At 56.5% G+C, this 16,954-nt stretch carries 11 protein-coding genes; 2 read left to right on the top strand and 9 right to left on the bottom strand.

Annotated elements, in window-relative coordinates; all coding sequences use genetic code 11:
* Positions 1–3: 3 nt before the first annotated feature.
* Entirely contained in the window at positions 4–3,705 is a 3,702-nt protein-coding gene (locus MIH18_RS06645) for a translocation/assembly module TamB domain-containing protein (RefSeq protein WP_249008003.1), read from the bottom strand.
* A gap of 95 nt (positions 3,706–3,800) precedes the next feature.
* Positions 3,801–5,567: an autotransporter assembly complex family protein gene (locus MIH18_RS06650; protein WP_249008002.1), complete on the bottom strand. Its 1,767-nt coding sequence runs from the start codon at positions 5,565–5,567 to the stop codon at positions 3,801–3,803.
* Between the two features lie 182 nt (positions 5,568–5,749).
* Between MIH18_RS06650 and MIH18_RS06655 the strand changes: the two genes are divergently transcribed.
* Entirely contained in the window at positions 5,750–6,757 is a 1,008-nt protein-coding gene (locus tag MIH18_RS06655; RefSeq protein ID WP_249008001.1) for a hypothetical protein, read from the top strand.
* 196 nt (positions 6,758–6,953) lie between these two features.
* Positions 6,954–9,569 (top strand): EAL domain-containing protein, encoded by a 2,616-nt coding sequence (locus MIH18_RS06660; protein WP_249008000.1) that lies wholly within the window; start codon positions 6,954–6,956, stop codon positions 9,567–9,569.
* Here MIH18_RS06660 and MIH18_RS06665 read toward each other — a convergent pair.
* Genes MIH18_RS06665 through MIH18_RS06695 form a run of 7 tightly spaced genes read right to left on the bottom strand, consistent with a single transcriptional unit; the run spans position 9,547 to position 16,708 of the window.
* A complete protein-coding gene (locus MIH18_RS06665; RefSeq protein WP_249007999.1) occupies positions 9,547–10,788 on the bottom strand; it encodes a cytosine permease in 1,242 nt (413 codons plus the stop codon). The genes MIH18_RS06660 and MIH18_RS06665 overlap by 23 nt on opposite strands.
* Positions 10,789–10,790: 2 nt before the next feature.
* Positions 10,791–11,174 (bottom strand): hypothetical protein, encoded by a 384-nt coding sequence (locus MIH18_RS06670; protein WP_249007998.1) that lies wholly within the window; start codon positions 11,172–11,174, stop codon positions 10,791–10,793.
* A complete protein-coding gene (gene arcC / locus MIH18_RS06675; RefSeq protein ID WP_249007997.1) occupies positions 11,167–12,141 on the bottom strand; it encodes a carbamate kinase in 975 nt (324 codons plus the stop codon). The genes MIH18_RS06670 and arcC overlap by 8 nt, the downstream gene beginning before the upstream one ends.
* A 9-nt stretch (positions 12,142–12,150) precedes the next feature.
* On the bottom strand, positions 12,151–13,560 hold the full coding sequence (locus MIH18_RS06680) for a DUF1116 domain-containing protein (RefSeq protein ID WP_249007996.1): 1,410 nt from the start codon (positions 13,558–13,560) through the stop codon (positions 12,151–12,153).
* 45 nt (positions 13,561–13,605) lie between these two features.
* Positions 13,606–15,141: an acyl-CoA synthetase FdrA gene (gene fdrA / locus MIH18_RS06685; RefSeq protein WP_249007995.1), complete on the bottom strand. Its 1,536-nt coding sequence runs from the start codon at positions 15,139–15,141 to the stop codon at positions 13,606–13,608.
* Positions 15,142–15,190: 49 nt separating this feature from the next.
* Positions 15,191–16,039: a DUF2877 domain-containing protein gene (locus tag MIH18_RS06690; RefSeq protein WP_249007994.1), complete on the bottom strand. Its 849-nt coding sequence runs from the start codon at positions 16,037–16,039 to the stop codon at positions 15,191–15,193.
* A gap of 9 nt (positions 16,040–16,048) precedes the next feature.
* On the bottom strand, positions 16,049–16,708 hold the full coding sequence (locus tag MIH18_RS06695; RefSeq protein ID WP_249008954.1) for a cysteine hydrolase: 660 nt from the start codon (positions 16,706–16,708) through the stop codon (positions 16,049–16,051).
* Positions 16,709–16,954: the final 246 nt, after the last annotated feature.

The raw sequence follows: 16,954 nt of genomic DNA on the forward strand, positions 1-16,954 counted from the left end.
TTTTTAAAAATCCCGGGTATAGAAAATGTCCAGCGAGGCCGCCAGACCGCTGGCGGCCTCAAGATAAAAATAACGCCCTAAATCGTACCGCAGGGCCACCGTGGTCACCGGCTCAAAAATGCCCACGCCGTAACGAATGCTGAGTTCGTCGGTCAGATAACCGCTGGCCACAACCGCGGTCTGGTCTCCGCTGCCCTGGGCTTCAAGGGTCAAATCACGAATGCCAAACTCTGCGCCCAGCGCGCCGGTAATCTTGTTGGCCTGGTTCAAACCCAATGACAGCGCTGCGCGACTCATTTGGCCGTCGTCCTGCTGGCTTTGCGGGGCCCGACCCAGAATCAGGTACGACAGCACATCGGTTTGCGGCATCTCCGGGCTGGAAAACACCTCGGTCTCAGGCGACTGCACCGGGCCCTTCAACCGCAGCCCTGCGACGACCGACCCTACCGTGCGCACAGCTTCCAGTTCCAGATAAGGCTGGCTCAGGTTGCCTACAAACAGCAACTGGGCTTTACGCAGGGTCAAATCCTGGCCATAAGCCTCAAAGCGACCGTTGTTGAGCCGCAACGTGCCGCGGGTATCCATATTGTTGCCAATGCGCAGGGTGCCGCTGAGATCCCCCGTCGCGCCGAACGCCGCAAACGTGACCTTGTCATCGGGGCTGCCTACGTTCACCACCACGTCCATCATTAACGAGCGAATCACCGGCTCGGGTTTTTCAACCCCCACAATCACTTCGTCATCAGACACCGATACGGCCCGCGGCGGCAGCCCCCGGATTTCGATAGCTCCACGGGGCACGTCAACACGGCCGTTGACCAACAATTCCCCGCCGGAAAAGGCGATGGTCAAGTCCGGCGCTACTTCCAGCTCGGCGTAAGGCTCAATGTTGATGGGCAGGCGCTCGCCGCGCAAAGACACACTGCCGCTGGGCAAGTCGCTTTGCCAGTCAAGCTCGCCCTGAAGCACCAGCTCGCTGCGTTCATTGGCTCGAATCAAACCGTTAATATTGGCGTTGTAGCCCAGCATTTCAACGGTAACGTTGATTTGCTCCATGGCCAGGGGCAGACGTGGGTCAATCACCCGGCCGTCAGACAGGGTTAATTCGCCATTCACCGCGGGCCGCATTAGCGGCCCAGACAGCTCACCCCGGCCGTTAATCTGGCCGGATACCTCTTCCAGCCCAGTGAAAATACCCAACAGCGCGATGTCCATACCGCTGAGCTGGAAGTCGCCGCTAAGGGTGCGCTCGGACGTAGCCGGGTCAATGCTCAGGTCTGCTTTTAGTGATCCCAGTTTCGGCCCGGCCAACGCCAACATTAACTGCGCCTCAGACGGCTGCAACGCCAAGCGGGTAGACAATGCGCTATGGCGCAGGGTTTCCCAGTCGCCATCTAGCAGAATTTCGAAGTCACCCGCGCCGGCATCCAGCTCAATCGCGCCGCTAGGGCCTCCGGCGCCCATGGAAAAATCGATGCTGCCATTGATATTAGCCTGCCAGCGCAGATTTTCCGGCAACAATGGCGCCAGCGCCTTCGCCGGCAAGTTAATGATGCGGTATTGAACATCTGCCACCGGCAGCAGGGTCTGGTCGCCGGCGCACAAGGCGCTTTGTTGCCACTGCCAGCAATGTTCGGCAACGGTCAGTAGAGGCTCGGCGCCGCCTGTCGCGGCCTTGAAAAACAGGGCTGCGGGCTGGCGCAGCTGCCAGCGTTGGTCCTGCCCGGTTACCAGCACCTCACCGCGGCTGAGCTCGCCTTGCCATTGTTGCCAATGCTCACCCGCCGCACCCGCCAGCGCCAAGCGAACTTCAACCTCGCGGTGAATCATCTCCAGAACCAGCTCATGATTCTGGCGCGTGCCATCCAGCGTTGCGTCCACCCGCTCAACGGTCTGGCCACCGGCTTCAATACCTCGGGCTTGAAGCCGGCTGCGGATTGCCCCCGCCGCATCAAGGCTGGCGCTGAGTTCCATCTCTGCGAGTTGCAGCTGGTCTTCCCAGGCCAAAGCCGTTGCTGAAATCCGAATATCCGCCTGGGGCTGCTGTACCGTGCCCTTTAAGGTTAAACGGGCACTGGCCTGCCCACGCAGACTTTCCAGAATCGCTTCCGGCTCAGGCAAATTCAGATCCAGCTCGGCCAGTAATTGCTGACCCCACTGCCCTTTGCCGACCAAAGTGTTATCGCCAATAACGGCATTTAATTCAGGCACCTGCCAGAGCCCGTCTGCGGCACTGGCTTTAACCTTTATACGGGTGGTTTGCCCACGCCACAAACCAGCAAGATCTACCTCTGCCGACATCTCCGGCATGCTCGCTGATTCTGGCCACTGGCCACTGGAACGAATGCTGCCATCCAGACTGGCCTGCAATTGCGGCACCCAATAACCCGGGTTGAATTTCTGCATCTCCAACGTAGCCTGCCACGATAGTGGCTGCGCCAGGCCAACGTTGGCATTACCCGTTAAAGTGCCCGCGCCGGTTTGCACCTGTAAGCGGGAAATAGTGAGTTGCTGCAGATCGCCCTCAAGTTCCGACTCCAAGCTGGTATCTCCGGCAGGGCCGCCGGCAGTAGCCGCCAACGTGGCGGTGTAGCGTTGGTCTTGCCAGTTTGCACGCAGCTTCAAGGTATCAATGTTGACCGGGGGTTCCTGCATATCCGGCAGCAACGTGTGCCAGGGAAAGGCGTTCATGGTTAGATTGGCATCGGCGGCCAGCTCGGGCAGCCAAGTTGCGCTGCCGGTCAGCGCCAAGATTCCGTCGCGCCCGGCGTTGTCTGCAGCCAGTATCAGCTCAATATTGTCGGCGCCCTGAGTGGTCACTTTTCCAGCCAGGTTAAGCTCAACTGGGCCGGTGGTACCGGGCAAAGTAGCTTGGGCGTTAGTTTCAAAACCGTCGGCTAAAGAACCCTGCAGCGCCAGTTTCAGGCTGTTCAGCGTGAGTGTTGGTGGTAAAGAGGGGGCTGCCAAAAATGCATCGGAACGAATGTTCAGGCTAGCGGGCAGGTCTGCCTGAAGGAGCTCAACACGGCCATCCAGAATTGCGTCGAGGTAACCCTGACTGCTGCCGCTAACGCGCAGGTCGCGCACGCTGCCAGCCAAAGCCAAGTCTATATTCCAGTGATCCCCCGAGGGCGGTGGTAACGACGCACTGAGCTCAAGATCAATCGGCCAGTCGCCGCGGGTTTGAACACGCCCGGATGCGGTTACCTGAATGTCGTCAAGCTGATAAAACGCCCGGTCTATCAACCAACTTTCACCGGCGCCGCCGGCATCCAATTCTACCGTGTCCCAGACTTTGTTGCCGTTAACGAAAAACTCTCCCAGGCGAATCTGGTCAGCACGAATACCCAACGGCAGACCAATGTCGGGCAGCTGGATGTCCGATCTGGGGCCATCGCCTTCGTCGGCAGACGGCTGCAGGTTCAGCTCTATGGCTTGCACCCGTAGATAGTCCACACACAGCCGCTTTTGCAGCAAGCACTGCGGCGACCACTGCAAATCCGGCGCCTGCAATTGCAAATCAACGCCATAACCGCGCCAGTTTAAGGATGTGGCCTGCCAGCGGCCTAACAACGAGCCCTGCCCGGCTTGCACTTCCAGCCCGGGGATCTGTTCAATAACCCAGGCCGTGCCGGTTTCCGATCGCAGCGCCAGCAGCACAAAAGTCAACAGCAAAAGCGGCAAGAGCAGTAGGATGGCAGCCACAATGAGCACCCAAAACCACCAGCGCCGGTGCCGCGGTTTTTTCGTGGCTGCGGATTTGGTTGGCGGCTGTTGCCGTTCTTGACTCTGGTCTGTACTCACAATTCCGGCCCCATGGAAAAGTGTATGCGCCAGCCACCGCCGAATTCCGGGTTCAGGCCCTTGGCAAGATCCAGCCGCAGCGGCCCTACCGGGCTTATCCAGCGCACACCAACGCCCGCACCGGTGGCCAGTGGGTCAAGCAGATTATTAACGGCGTTGCCGTGGTCGACAAATAGCGCAGCACGCCAATTATTAACAAACTCGTACTGGTACTCAACGCTGCCAGCAATCAGATAGCGCCCGCCTTCGGTGGCGTTGTTGGCGTTTAGTGGCGACAGGGTTTCATAGCCGTAACCACGCACACTCTGGTCACCACCGGCAAAAAACCGTAACGACGGCGGCACATCCGTGAAGCTGTTAGTCGCTAAGCCGCCGATTTGGAAACGCGCCAGAAAACGGTGCTTGTACGCCAGGGTAGTCAAACCCTTGGCGGAAGCCTTTATGTGTAGAATGTCGGCGGTAGAAAGCAAGGCACGGTGAGCACCGCTGATGTCAAAGCGCAGGTTGTAGCCTTGCGAAGGATCCAGCGCCGAGTCCTGAACCAGCCGGGAATAACCCGCGCCTGGCAACAGCAGGCTACTGATATCGGATTCGTCATCGTTACCGATGGTATAGCGCTCTCCCTCCCAGCGCAGCGACAAAATCTGTAACCAGTCGGTTTCAAACCGGTGCTGCCACTGCATGCCCAAGGTGGCCAGCTCCGATTGAACATCTTCGATGTCTTCACGCTGCAAACCGCCACCGAAACGCAGGCGGTCGGTCATTGGAGGGTCCAGCGGGATTTCATACCAGGCGCTGACGCTTTGTCGCAGCTGCGCGAGTTCGGTGTCGGCACCACGACTGTGACCCTGCGGGTTTACCCAGTGCTCGCGCCAGTTACCACGGAAACGCGGCCCTACGTCGGTCGAGAAACCCACGCCGGTAGACAAGGAGCGACGCTCCCGACGGGTGAGCTCAACCCGAACCGGAATGACGCCGTCTTCCGCACTCTCTGGCACGGCGTCAATATTAACCCCGGCAAAATAACCGCTTGCGGACAGGTTGCTGCTTAGCTTGGCAATTTCATCGGCGTGATAGGGGGTGCCCGGCTCAAAACTGACAAACTTGTCCAGAAGTTCTAACTCAAACCAGTGGCCTTCGGCAAAGGCAACCTCGCCCAGGCGATAGCGCTCACCGCTGTCATACGCTAGCGCAATGTCGGCTTCGAGGGTTTGCGGGTTTACGATCAGTGCATGAGTGGTCAGTTTGCCGTCAAAATAACCGCGGCGGCGGGCACGGGTAGGGAAAGTGTCACGCAGGGCGTTGTATTCGCCATGATTAAGCACGTCGCCCAACGCCGGCTTGGCCGGCAGGTTGCCACTAAATTTGGAGTCTTCTGCCCCCGGCCCGCTAATATCGATTTGCCGTGTTTTCACCCGCACCGGCTCACCAGGCACGATGGTTAGAAGCAGGCGTGGCTGATTGTCAGCGGCATCGGCATCGCCCGGCTCCAGCTTCCAGCTGATCTCTGGGTTGTAATAACCCAGTGCCTGCAGCGCTTCGCTGACCTGACTTATCGCGGTAGAGGCATAACGCCTCAGATTGCTGGCGCTGCGCCCTTCCACATCGCCAATAAACGCTTCGGCGTTATCCTGCAATTGCGGATAATCGCCCTGCACCTGTACTTTCACCTGCTGGCCCAAAGCCGGCATTGACACGCCAACCAGTGCGAGCATTGCAAGCCCGGTGCGCCGCAGGCAGGCCCGAATTGTTTGTGATGCCATGGAGTGAATTCTGTTCTTAGGCCGCCAGGGGTCTATGTAACCTGGTGTGCCTGAAATTTTATAAGATGCCGCAGTGTAGCTTACCCACTGCTGGCAAGTCGTTTAGCCACCTAAAATGCGCTAACCTTGGCGGGCAACCGTCTTTAAAACGATCACAAGTTACCAGCCGGACCTCTTTCATCATGTTAAATATAAACCGTCAAAAACTCAGATCCAGCCATGAGTTTATCTGGTTTCTGCTGGATTTTCTGATGCTGGGCCTGCTGATGGCGAATATGGCCTTCATCATCTGGGATTCGATTTACAGCTTTGTCGCCATTCAAAATACCTTGAAAGAAATCTTCCCGGCACTGCAAGCGGCTTATCAGCCGATTCACGAAAACTTTATTTTTTACGACCTACTATTTGTAGCGGTGTTCCTGACGGAATTTTTTGTCCGCTGGGTTCACGCGGTGAAAACTCGCGAATACGGCCGCTGGTACTTCTACCCGTTCATTCACTGGTACGACCTGGTGGGCTGTATACCGGTTGGCGGCTTCCGTATTTTACGCTTGCTGCGCGTGATCTCGATTGTGCACCGGTTGCACCGCTACGGCATCGTTGATGTTACCCAGAATCGGGCTTATCAGTTCATCAACTTCTATTACGAAGCGTTCATGGAAGAGCTTTCAGACCGTATCGTGCTAAAAGTCATCAGTGGCATTCAATACGAAGCCGGCCGGGGTTCTCCGCTGGTGAGCCGAATTCAACAGCAGGTGCTGTATCCGCGACGGCAAATGATCAGTAACTGGCTGTCTGCCCGGGTTGCAAAAGCCGCTGCAGAAAGCTATGTGCCAAATCGCGGTGCCCTGCGCAACTATCTGGAAACCCGGGTTGACCACGCTCTGCAGCAAAACATCGAACTGTCGCGCTTGAAGCTGTTACCGGTGGTTGGTGGAACCATCGCCCGCACCCTGGAAGACTCGGTGGGGGATATTGTCGCTAACATTGTTCATCAGATTCTGGAAGACCTGGCCTCAAGCGCCAATCACGCATTTATCGGCGACTTGGTGGCAGCTGTGTTGCCAAACAGCGAATCAGCGCGCAAAGGGCACCAGGCCAACCAGGCGCTGATAGAGATGATTCAGGAAATTCTGGAAGCCGTCAAAACGCAAGTGAAAGTCAAACGCTGGCGCGAAAACCTACCGTGATAATAAGGGCCAAACCCGGGTGCCAATAAGAACACCCAGGCTTGCTGCTCTTTTGTTCTAACGTTAGAGTCACTATTCAGTAATTCTGTGACCCAAACCTGTAGGTCCGCTGTTATAATAAATAAGTCTAATCAACAATAAGTTAGCGTTTACGCCTGCTGCCTATTTTCTTTAATTTCACAATTTCTGGATGGACATGTCACCGCAGAAACCCGCCGAATCAGAAAAAAAGCGGTTACAGCAAACCGGATCCATTCAACCCCAGGGTGTGTTACTGGCACTCGATAGCCAATTCTTCATCCAGTACTGCAGTGAAAACGTCGGTGAATTGCTGCAATTACCTTACGCCGCAGTACTCGGGCGCAATTTCAACGAGTTCGCCAACGCCGCCGACATTGAACAGATACGCAGCCTGAAAGGCCTCGGCGACTGGCGCTCTTCAGTCGTGCTGAATCTGCACATGCGCCGGGGCAACAACTGGTTGAACTGCAACGCAGCGGTCTCTTATGACAACCACCACTGGCTGGTAGAACTGGAACTGCAGGTTCAGGCCGAGGATAAGAGCGCGCTTTTCGATCAGGTTTTTATACCCACACGGGACCTGCTGTGGCATCTTAACCGCGAGCAGGACCTACACAGTTACACCCAGAAAGTGGCAGAACTGGTGCGCCAGGTGACCGGTTACGAGCGGGTGATGATGTATCAGTTCGATCACAACCGGGATGGCGAAGTAATCGCAGAAAGCCGTTCAGCGCAAATGAACAGCTATCTGGGAAACCGTTTTCTGGCGTCGGATATTCCAGCCCAGACCCGGGCGCTTAATAGCCAAAACCTGACGTCGGTGACAGCCAACAGAAAGTGCGCCACGGTGCCTGTGCATGGCGCCCCGGATATCGGTACCGACCAGTCTCTGGACATGACCTGTTCGGCATACCGTTCGCTGCCACGGGCTCACCTGGAATATTTGGGCAATATGGGTGTAGCAGCTGCTCTGACCATTTCACTGACCCAGAATGGCAGGCTGTGGGGCATGCTGACGTGTCATCACACCACCCCGAAAAATGTAACCCTGCGGGAGCGGGAGCTGTACGAATTTATCGGCAGAACAATTTCCATCAAGTTGCCGGATTTACAGCGCCATGAGCAGCAACCGGTTACCAGCCAAACCTTTCTGGACCAGACGTCTGAAGCCGTGGTTATTGCCGGTGCCGATGGACGGATCCAGTCCGTTAACCGCTCGTTCTGTGAAATTACCGGTTACACCTCGCAGGAAGCGATAGGACATAACCCTTCGATTCTGCAATCAGGGATTCACACGGCTCATTTTTATGATGAGTTGTGGCGCTCCCTGAGCGAAAAAGACCGTTGGAAAGGTGAAATCTGGAACCGCCGCAAAAATGGCGAGGTTTACCCTCAGCTGGGCAGCATTTCCATAGTCCGTAACGACGACGGCAGTATTCGCAACTATGTGGCGGTTTTTTCCGACGTATCCAAAGCCAAAGAAGCCGAAAATAATCTGTTTTTTGCTCAGAACCATGACCCGCTTACGGGCTTGCCCAACCGTCAGTACTGCCTGGACAAAGTCAGCCATGTGATTACGGAAAGAGCTCAGGCTGTAACGGGAGTGGCCGTTGTGTTTCTGGACATTGACCGATTCAAGCTGCTCAACGATGCGCGGGGCCATCACACCGGTGATAACTTTCTGCGAGCGGTCGCCCAGCGCCTGACCGAAGCTTGCCCAAAAAATGGCCTGTTGTGCCGCTGGGGCGCCGATGAGTTTGTGCTGGTACTGAAGCAGGTCACAAACCGTGACGGCATTGCGGTTATAGTGCAGACGCTATTCAATGCGCTAGCCAAACCACTGAAGCTGGAAGGCCATGAACTGATTCCCTCCGCTTGCGTGGGCATAAGTTTCTACCCCGAAGATGCCACCGACGCCCAGGGGCTAATGCAAGCCGCAGAAACCGCGTTGTATCTTGCCAAGGAACGCGGGCCATCCAGCATTGAGCTGTTTACACCGTTGCTGGCCGAGCGCCTGCAACGTAAATTCGAGGTGGCCAGCGAGCTTCGCCGGGCAATTCAAAATGACGAACTGACGTTGAATTATCAACCTCAGGTAGATTGCAAGACTGCGGCACTGCTCGGGGTTGAAGCGCTGGTGCGTTGGCAGCATCCGGTGAACGGGTTGATGTCACCCGCCACGTTTATTCCGTTGGCCGAAGAGCTTGGGTTAATCGGGTTACTGGGCGACTGGGTACTCGAAAAAGCCATGGCTCAAATGGCCCGCTGGCGCGACCAAGGCCACCCTGTTCCGCAGGTGGCGGTGAACATTGCGCCACAGCAACTGGTGCTAGGTTTCGCCGACCATATCCGCGACCTGCTAGCCAAACATCAATTGCCAGCAAGTATGCTGGAACTCGAGATTACCGAAGGCGCTCTGGAGCGGGATGACAGCATCATCGGGTTGTTACAGGCGCTGCGGGACATGGGCGTTCTGTTGGCCATCGACGATTTTGGCACCGGCTATTCGTCCCTGGCCCATATCAAGCACCTGCCGGTAACCTGCCTCAAAATTGACAAGGTGTTTATAGACGACTTGCCAGACGACGCCTATGACGTGGCCATTATCCAAACCGTTTTGGCTTTGGGCCACAGCCTTGGCTTTAGGGTGCTGGCCGAAGGGGTGGAAACCGAAGAACAGTTCCTGTTCCTGGTGGAACAGGGCATCGACACTATCCAAGGTTACTATCTCAGTAAGCCCATGGAGGCCAGCGCCCTGGAGCAGTGGATCATAGATCGCGATAAGGGCTAAGGATTGAAAATAAAAAATACCCTACAAACGCCACAAGAATCGAATCGACCGACGGAATACCGGTCAGCGTAAACCAGCCGTTCACCGTACAGAACCCTACAAATGAAGCCGCACCCCAAGCCACGAACGTCATCGGCTTAATGGCCGAATCCATTTCCAGACGGGTTTCGTCATAGCCCTTGCGGCGATTAATCAGGTAATCGGCAATGTAGATGCCGCAGATGGGCGGTGTGGTGATTCCCAGGAACAAAAGGAACGGAATAAACCAGGCCATAATGTCCATGCTGCCGACCACCGCAGCCAGAATACCCAGCGCTACGGTAATCTTCCATTTCTTGAAAGCGCTGAACAAAGTAGACACCACCAGCGTGCCTTGGAACATATTACCGGCGTTGCCGGTAATGCAGGCGAAAATCAGCAGTATGGTGGCCGGCAGCGTGGTGCTGATAATTGCCATTGCGGCCAGCAGTGAACCCTGTGACGTGATGGAGCCAGGCACCGCGCCTACCAGGAACAATATCGGATAGGCCAGGCCAAAGGTGAGCACACCGGCAATGATGGCATGCTTGCGGTTATGCACAAAAGCGCCAAAGTCTGGCGATGTGGCCACCAGCACAATTATGGTACCAACGATGGACGACACCGCCGCGCCAAAGCTCAGATCACTGATCTTCTCTGCGATGGCTGGCGGCACCGAGCTGGTCAACGCCAGGTAAAGAATAAAGAGCATCAACAAAGCAATAATTGGCACCGCAAACTTTGCCACCTTGCCCAGCACTTCAAAGCCAAACGCGGTGGACGCCACGAAAATCACGCAGCCAAAGGCGACAAACACCGGCAGTGGCAAGTCCAGACCAAATTGCTGCGCAAACAGGTTTTGAGCGCTCTGGCCAAAGGTGTTGGCAGTAACAGCAATCCATCCGAACAGGCTGATCGCCATCACGATATTGATGGCGATGGCGCCTTTACGGCCAAATGAAAATTTGACGATGCCATAAGTAGGTATGCGCGCGCGCTCACCTATCGATATATTGATGGCCGCCAATACCGCCAGAATCAGACTTCCGACCGCAATCGCCACCGCCGCTTTGCCTAAGGTAAGCTGGCTGCCAAGGCTGGACGACGCCAGCAACACAGGAGTGGCCAGTATGCCCAAAAGAATGATGGCCACCTGAAAGCCAGAGGCCGTATTGGTTGAGGTGTCCGCTGCTCTGCTCATGTTTACTTACCTTCTGTGTAGTTGCGCCAGCCGCCGGTTTCGGTGATTTCACGCTGCCCGTCTACCAGCCAGGGTTCGCCCAGAACGCCCAGCACTTCGCTGCCGTCTTCAAGCTTTACCTTACCGATGGACAGACCTGCCGGCTCGTTGCTGAGCACGGTGGCAAACGCCGCCAGTGGTAACTCCCAGACTTCCAGTTCTACCTGGCTGCCAGGCTCTATGGTGCGAATCATTGCTGGGTGATCATCGTTGATGGACCACAGGCGGTAGTGGCCGTCGGTTTTATCTTCGCGCACAAAAACGCCGCCGGCATTGGTCAGGTTCGGATTCAATTTCAGGCCGCGCATCAAGGTGCCGTTCACGGCCAGCAAGGTGGTATCAGTCATTAGATTGCTCCGAAGAATGGTTTGAAATCCAGGTGCCGGTATGGCCGCCAATAGCTTGCATCAGGGTGCTGGCCTTGGTGATCAGGCCTTTACCTTGCGGGTTGCCCTGCAAAAACTGTAGCAAAGCGTCTACTTTTGGCTTCATTGAGCCTTCACCGAACTGACCCTGTTCGCTGAGCGCGCGGGCTTCGGAAGGCGTCAGATTGTCTAACCATTGCTCGTTAGGCTGACCAAAGTTAATGGCTACTTTTTCTACACCGGTGGGAATAATCAGCATGTCTGCGCCCAACTCACTGGCCAGCAACGCCGAAGACACGTCTTTATCAATCACCGCTTCTACGCCGTGCAAATTGCCCTCGGCGTCGCGCTCAACCGGAATGCCGCCACCACCACAGGCAATCACCAGCGAGCCGCAGTCCAGTAAGGTGCGGATGCTTTCTATTTCAATAATTTCCTGAGGCTGGGGGCTGGCCACACAGCGGCGCCAACCACGGCCGGAATCTTCCATAATGGTCCAGCCCAGTTCGGCGGCACACTGCTCGGCCACTTCTTTTTTCATGAAAGCGCCAATAGGTTTGTTCGGTTTGGCAAACGCCGGATCCTGACGGCTAACCCGGGTTTGGGTCACTAGGGTGACCACCGGGCGCTGCAGATTGCGGCGCTGCAATTCGTTCATTAACGCTTTCTGGAACATGTAACCTATGGCGCCCTGGGTGTCCCCCACAGCGTAATCCACCGGTACCGGGTCTACCTCGTGAGCTGCCAGCTCCGAGCGGCGTAAAATAAAGCCAACCTGGGGGCCGTTGCCGTGGGTAAGCACCAGTGACCAGCCCTGCTCGATCAAATCCACCAGATACTTTGCGCTGTTACTGACCGTCTGGTACTGGTCGTTTATTGAGCAACGGGCGTCATCATCAATCAGGGCGTTGCCACCAAAGGCGACAATCGCAAGTGGTTTGTTGGTCATGGTGTTCTCCTAGTGGCCTAGCTGCCGAGCCAGTTCGCTTAAGCCATCCACAAAGCACTGCATGGGGGCGGTGGTAATGCCGGCGCCAATCTGGCCCACGCCGGCTTTCTTGTGGGCAATGCCGGTGTTGATGATGGGTAGAATGGAGCTGTCCACCACTTTGCGCGCGTCTATACCCGCAGCGGTGGGTGCAAAATTCAGCGCTGGCAGGGTGAAGGCCGGGTTGCCGCCCAGGGTAATGCGCTGCATGGAACGGCTGTTTTGGGTCGCATCGGCGGGGGTGCCACCTACAAACTTAACAATGGCCGGCGAAGACGCCATGGCAAAACCGCCCACGCCCGCGGTTTCAGTGATCGCGCTGTCGCCCAGATCCGCTGCCGCATCCTCTACCCCGTAGCCGGGGAAGAACAGACCGTTTACCGGGTTGGCCGGCGCCTGAAACCAGGTGTCACCGGTGCCAGACAGGCGAATACCAAAGTTCACGCCGTTACGCGCCATCACCGTCACCATGGTGCTGTGGGGCACGCCTTCGGCGGCTTTGAGCATGCTCTTGCACGCAGCCATCGACAGGTTCAGGAAGAAGTGATCATTAGCGGTGATAAAGCTCACCACCCGCTGAATCTGGTCAGCCGGTAAGGCCGTGCGCAACAGAGCCGGCAGCAGTTGCTTCAACAGCAGGCCGGTAGCAGCGATGTTGCGGTTATGCACCTCATCACCCATGTGCAGGGCCTGAGCCATAATCGGCTTTAGCTCGATGGGGCCAGATTCGGCCAGCATCGCTTTCATGGCATCTGCCAGTTCCGTACCCATCCACTGCAAGCGTTCAATCACTTCGGCACCGTTGGCACCAAAGCGCAGCACCTTACCCAGCCCTTCGTTAAAGTTGCAGAACACGCGCTGATGGTTTTCGGCGTTTTCAATAACCCACAGCGGCATGGAGCGGCTGATAATGCCGGCCATAGGGGCAACGGCATCGTAGTGGTGGCAAGGTTCAAAACTCACCTCGCCCTGTTGGATCAGCGCTTCCGCCTGCTCCAGAGTGTCTGCCCACTGCTCGTACAAAATGGCGCCGAGAATGGCGCCCTGCACCGGGCCACACATATCCGGCCAGGCAATGGGGGGGCCTGCGTGCAGAATGCGTTTGTGCTCGGCCAATGCCGGAATAGCATCGCCCGCGCGCATCACGTCAACCAACATGGGCTGGGCGGTCAAATACTGCTCCATGGCCTGTTGATTGGCGGCTTCAATTTCTGGTTGGTTCAACAAGTTCGCCAACACCATACCGCCGGCGCGGTCGCCGCCGCCGGGTGGCTGCCAACTCAGCGCAACGGCGGTACCACCGGCGCGGGTAATATTGTCGGCAAAACTCTGCAAACCGGCGTTAAGAACCGTCAGTTGCTGTGTAAAGAGTGCGTTCACTGTGCTCACCTTTCAGCTAAAAAATGGAAACAGGGCAAAACAACCTTAAAGCCCGGAAACAATGCGGGCCGCCAGGTGTGCCGCATCGGCGTTACTGTCTGCCAATTGCACGCCCGCATCGGTCAACGCCTGTTGAATCTGCTGCCGCGACTGCGGATCAGCATCTGTGCCACACACGTGGGCAATCATCACCGGCGGCGCTGCCTGCTGTTGCGCCTGTTCAATCACCGTCAGCAAATCCGTCAACGGTTGTTCAGAAGCGCCGTAGCCCAACACCAGATCGAACAGCAACACAGCCGTTTGCGGGTCTTGGGCCTCTTGCAACAAGCGCTGATTGCGCAGCGTTGGGTCAATCATCGGGTGCGGCCGGCCCTGGGTGAAGTCGTCATCACCCAAGTCAATAATGGTGTGGCCCTGGCTGTGCCAGAGGTCTGCCAGCGGGCTGTTGCCTTTCGATGGCGTATTGGAAAATGCCTGAATGCCGTAACCGGAGGCGATGATTTGCGCTTCGTAGCAGAAGGTGCCGCCAGCAAATACGCCGCGAATATAGCGCTGCTGGGGATTTAAACGGCTGGCCAGACCTGCCGCTTGATGCTTGTCGGATTCGCTGCTTTGCCGGGCTTCGGGAACAGGCTGCTTGCGGTAAAGAGCGACGGCCACTTCGGCCGAGTGGGCCAGGGAGTCAGCAAAAAACACGCCCTCAGGATTCACATTCGGGCTGCCCTGCCCCAGAAAGTTCACCACCACCGGTTTGGCGATGGCGGCTGCCCGGGCCAGAATCTTATCGGCAATGGCCTGCGCGGGCGGCTTGGAAATCAACACAATGACGTCGGTTTGCGAGTCGTCTGCCAGCGCTTGCAGGCCGTGCAACATAGACAGCCCACCCACATCCTGATGCAAATCGTGGCCGCCAGTACCCAGCGCCTGAGACACACCTTCACCGAGCTGGTGAATGCGACAGGTCGCTTCCTGCAGGCCAGTGCCGGAAGCGGCTACCACGCCTATAGCGCCGCGGCGAACCACATTGGCAAAGCCCAGAGGAACGCCATTAACAATGGCGGTACCGCAATCCGGGCCCATCACCATCAGGTTTTTTTCGACCGCCAACAGCTTGATAACGCGTTCGTCAGCGATCGACACGTTATCGCTGAACATCATCACGTTCATGCCGAGGTTCAGTGCCTTGATGGCTTCGGCGGTGGCGTATTCGCCAGGCACTGAAATCAGCGCCAGATTGGCCTCTGGATGCTGTTCCAGACCCAAGGCAAAACTGGTCAGCGGCTGTGCCGCGGAGTCGCCAGTTCCGCTGTCGTCCGGCTTGGCTGTCAAAGCCTCTTCGGCTGCAGTAATGGCTTGCTCACAAGCCTCGGCATCACCCTGAACGGCGATGACCAGATCATTGGGTTTAGCAACAATACCTTCGCCAAAACCGGCGTCGGCAATGCGCGCCAGGTTGGCTTCGGTACCCATGACCACCGAAGCGCCTTGAATTCCTTCCATCTTGTCCAGGCGGGAGGAGATCTGCATCAGCGATACCGAATCCTGATACAAGTTTTTAAATACTTTGTGTTGCGTTGCCATAAAAAACCCCGTTCTTTGAAAGTCTTAATGCACTAACCTTTTTTTAAATCTAGTGCGGTAGTAGCTGCCCGATGGCGTAAACAATGCCGGCGCTGGTGTCTGCGCCAGAACTGGCGCCAATCGCCAAGGTGGCGCTCAGAGCCTGCTGCACCTGTGTGGCGTCTGCGGTCTGTAACAGGTGGAAGACCAGCCGTTGCACCGGTTGCGAAAAATGACCGGCCAGGGCCAGTTGCAAATAATGGGCACTGACCGAAGTGGTCTGGTAGGCGTTGAACAACCCCGGGGCCGCCAGGCGCTGAACAACCTGATCGGCCTGGGGCCACAGCGGACGCAGGCCATGGGCCGCCGCCAATACACCCAACAGAAAATCATCACCCGCTGGCGTCAGGCCGCAACCTTTGCCAAGGTTGTCAAACAGCGCTTCCGGAATTGCACCAAGGCGCTCTGGCACAGCCAACCCAGACAGTTTCAGATAGTCGTCCAAAGCCGTTACGGGTTGGCCCGTCTCCTTGCCGAGGTGGCCCAGCAGCGCTTGCTCGACCGCCTGCAAATTACGCTTTAGCAACGGGTGATCAAGTTGACTGAGCGCAGGTTCGGGCTGCCAGCTAAGAGCCGCCAAGGTGTTTATCTGCACCCTGCGTGACGGTTTAAAACGAATAATGCCACCACGCATAAAAGCGCCGTCGCCCACCTGCAGTTTTGCCGTCAGATTGCCCACTGCACCCAAGCTGCATTGAAAGCTGGTGGGTGTTGCCGGCAAAGAACTGTCCAGCACCGATACCCAAGGCGTCTGGCGCAGGCTGGTGGCGATATTCACCGACCTGGCAAACACGCTATGTACCTGGCCATCAAACGACTGGCTGGGGCACAGATATCCGCGACTATGGGCGACGATCATCCCGTTAACCTACTTCAGGCCAGCGATGATGTTGTCAGCAGTGGTTACCCAGCCACAAATAGCGCCCTGAGCCTTGATCATTTCCAGCGCGTATTTCTGGAACTCGGGGAAATAGGATCCAGTGCAGTCTTCAGGAATGATGCACTCGTAACCGCGATCATTGGCTTCACGTACGGTGGTGTTCACGCACACTTCGGTGGTCACGCCACACACGATCAGCGTTTTGATATTGCGGCTTTGCAGAATCAGGTGCAGGTCGGTCTGATAGAACGCGCCCTTGCCCGGCTTGTCGATAATGGGCTCACCGGCGATAGGGTACAGCTCGGGAATAATATCGTGGCCGCCTTCGCCGCGAATCAGAATGCGGCCTTTCGGGCCTTTTTCACCAATAAAAGTTTTGCCGCCGCGGGTCAGTTTTGCCGGTGGGCAGTCGGTCAGATCCGGCCGGTGGCCTTCGCGGGTGTGTATGACCATCAGGCCGTTATCACGGGCGGCTTGCAGAACGCGGCTGCAGGGTTCGATAGCCGTACGCACCAGCGATACATCGTTACCCAGGGCTTCACCAAATCCGCCGGGTTCAACAAAGTCACGCTGCATGTCGATCACGACCAGAGCGGTGGTTTGCGGATCAAAATCCAGGGCAAACGGATCGGCTTGGAATGTTTTCATCATGATTATGTCCCTTCGTTAGTGGGCAAACTCTACGCATAACAGTGAGCATACCGACGATACTAGACCCACGAGCGAAGCAGCAACAGTGAGTAAAGTTGAGGGAATAAATCAGTTTTTTTGATGCGTTAATGGAACTCGCGAAATATTTTGCGGGGAGGCCTTAAAAATCAAAAACCGACTTCGGAGAGACCTTGAACAAAGGCATTGATCGAATTTTTTGATGAGTGATTTTGACTTTTCGCC

The organism is Marinobacter sp. M3C (genome assembly GCF_023311895.1).
Classification (GTDB): domain Bacteria; phylum Pseudomonadota; class Gammaproteobacteria; order Pseudomonadales; family Oleiphilaceae; genus Marinobacter.

Bases quoted from the DNA above. Each gene is read 5' to 3' on its own strand.
- MIH18_RS06650 (WP_249008002.1), bottom strand. From the start codon at position 5,567: ATGGCATCACAAACAATTCGGGCCTGCCTGCGGCGCACCGGGCTTGCA.
- MIH18_RS06655 (WP_249008001.1), top strand. From the start codon at position 5,750: ATGTTAAATATAAACCGTCAAAAACTCAGATCCAGCCATGAGTTTATC.
- MIH18_RS06660 (WP_249008000.1), top strand. From the start codon at position 6,954: ATGTCACCGCAGAAACCCGCCGAATCAGAAAAAAAGCGGTTACAGCAA.
- MIH18_RS06665 (WP_249007999.1), bottom strand. From the start codon at position 10,788: ATGAGCAGAGCAGCGGACACCTCAACCAATACGGCCTCTGGCTTTCAG.
- MIH18_RS06670 (WP_249007998.1), bottom strand. From the start codon at position 11,174: ATGACTGATACCACCTTGCTGGCCGTGAACGGCACCTTGATGCGCGGC.
- arcC (WP_249007997.1), bottom strand. From the start codon at position 12,141: ATGACCAACAAACCACTTGCGATTGTCGCCTTTGGTGGCAACGCCCTG.
- fdrA (WP_249007995.1), bottom strand. From the start codon at position 15,141: ATGGCAACGCAACACAAAGTATTTAAAAACTTGTATCAGGATTCGGTA.
- MIH18_RS06690 (WP_249007994.1), bottom strand. From the start codon at position 16,039: ATGATCGTCGCCCATAGTCGCGGATATCTGTGCCCCAGCCAGTCGTTT.
- MIH18_RS06695 (WP_249008954.1), bottom strand. From the start codon at position 16,708: ATGAAAACATTCCAAGCCGATCCGTTTGCCCTGGATTTTGATCCGCAA.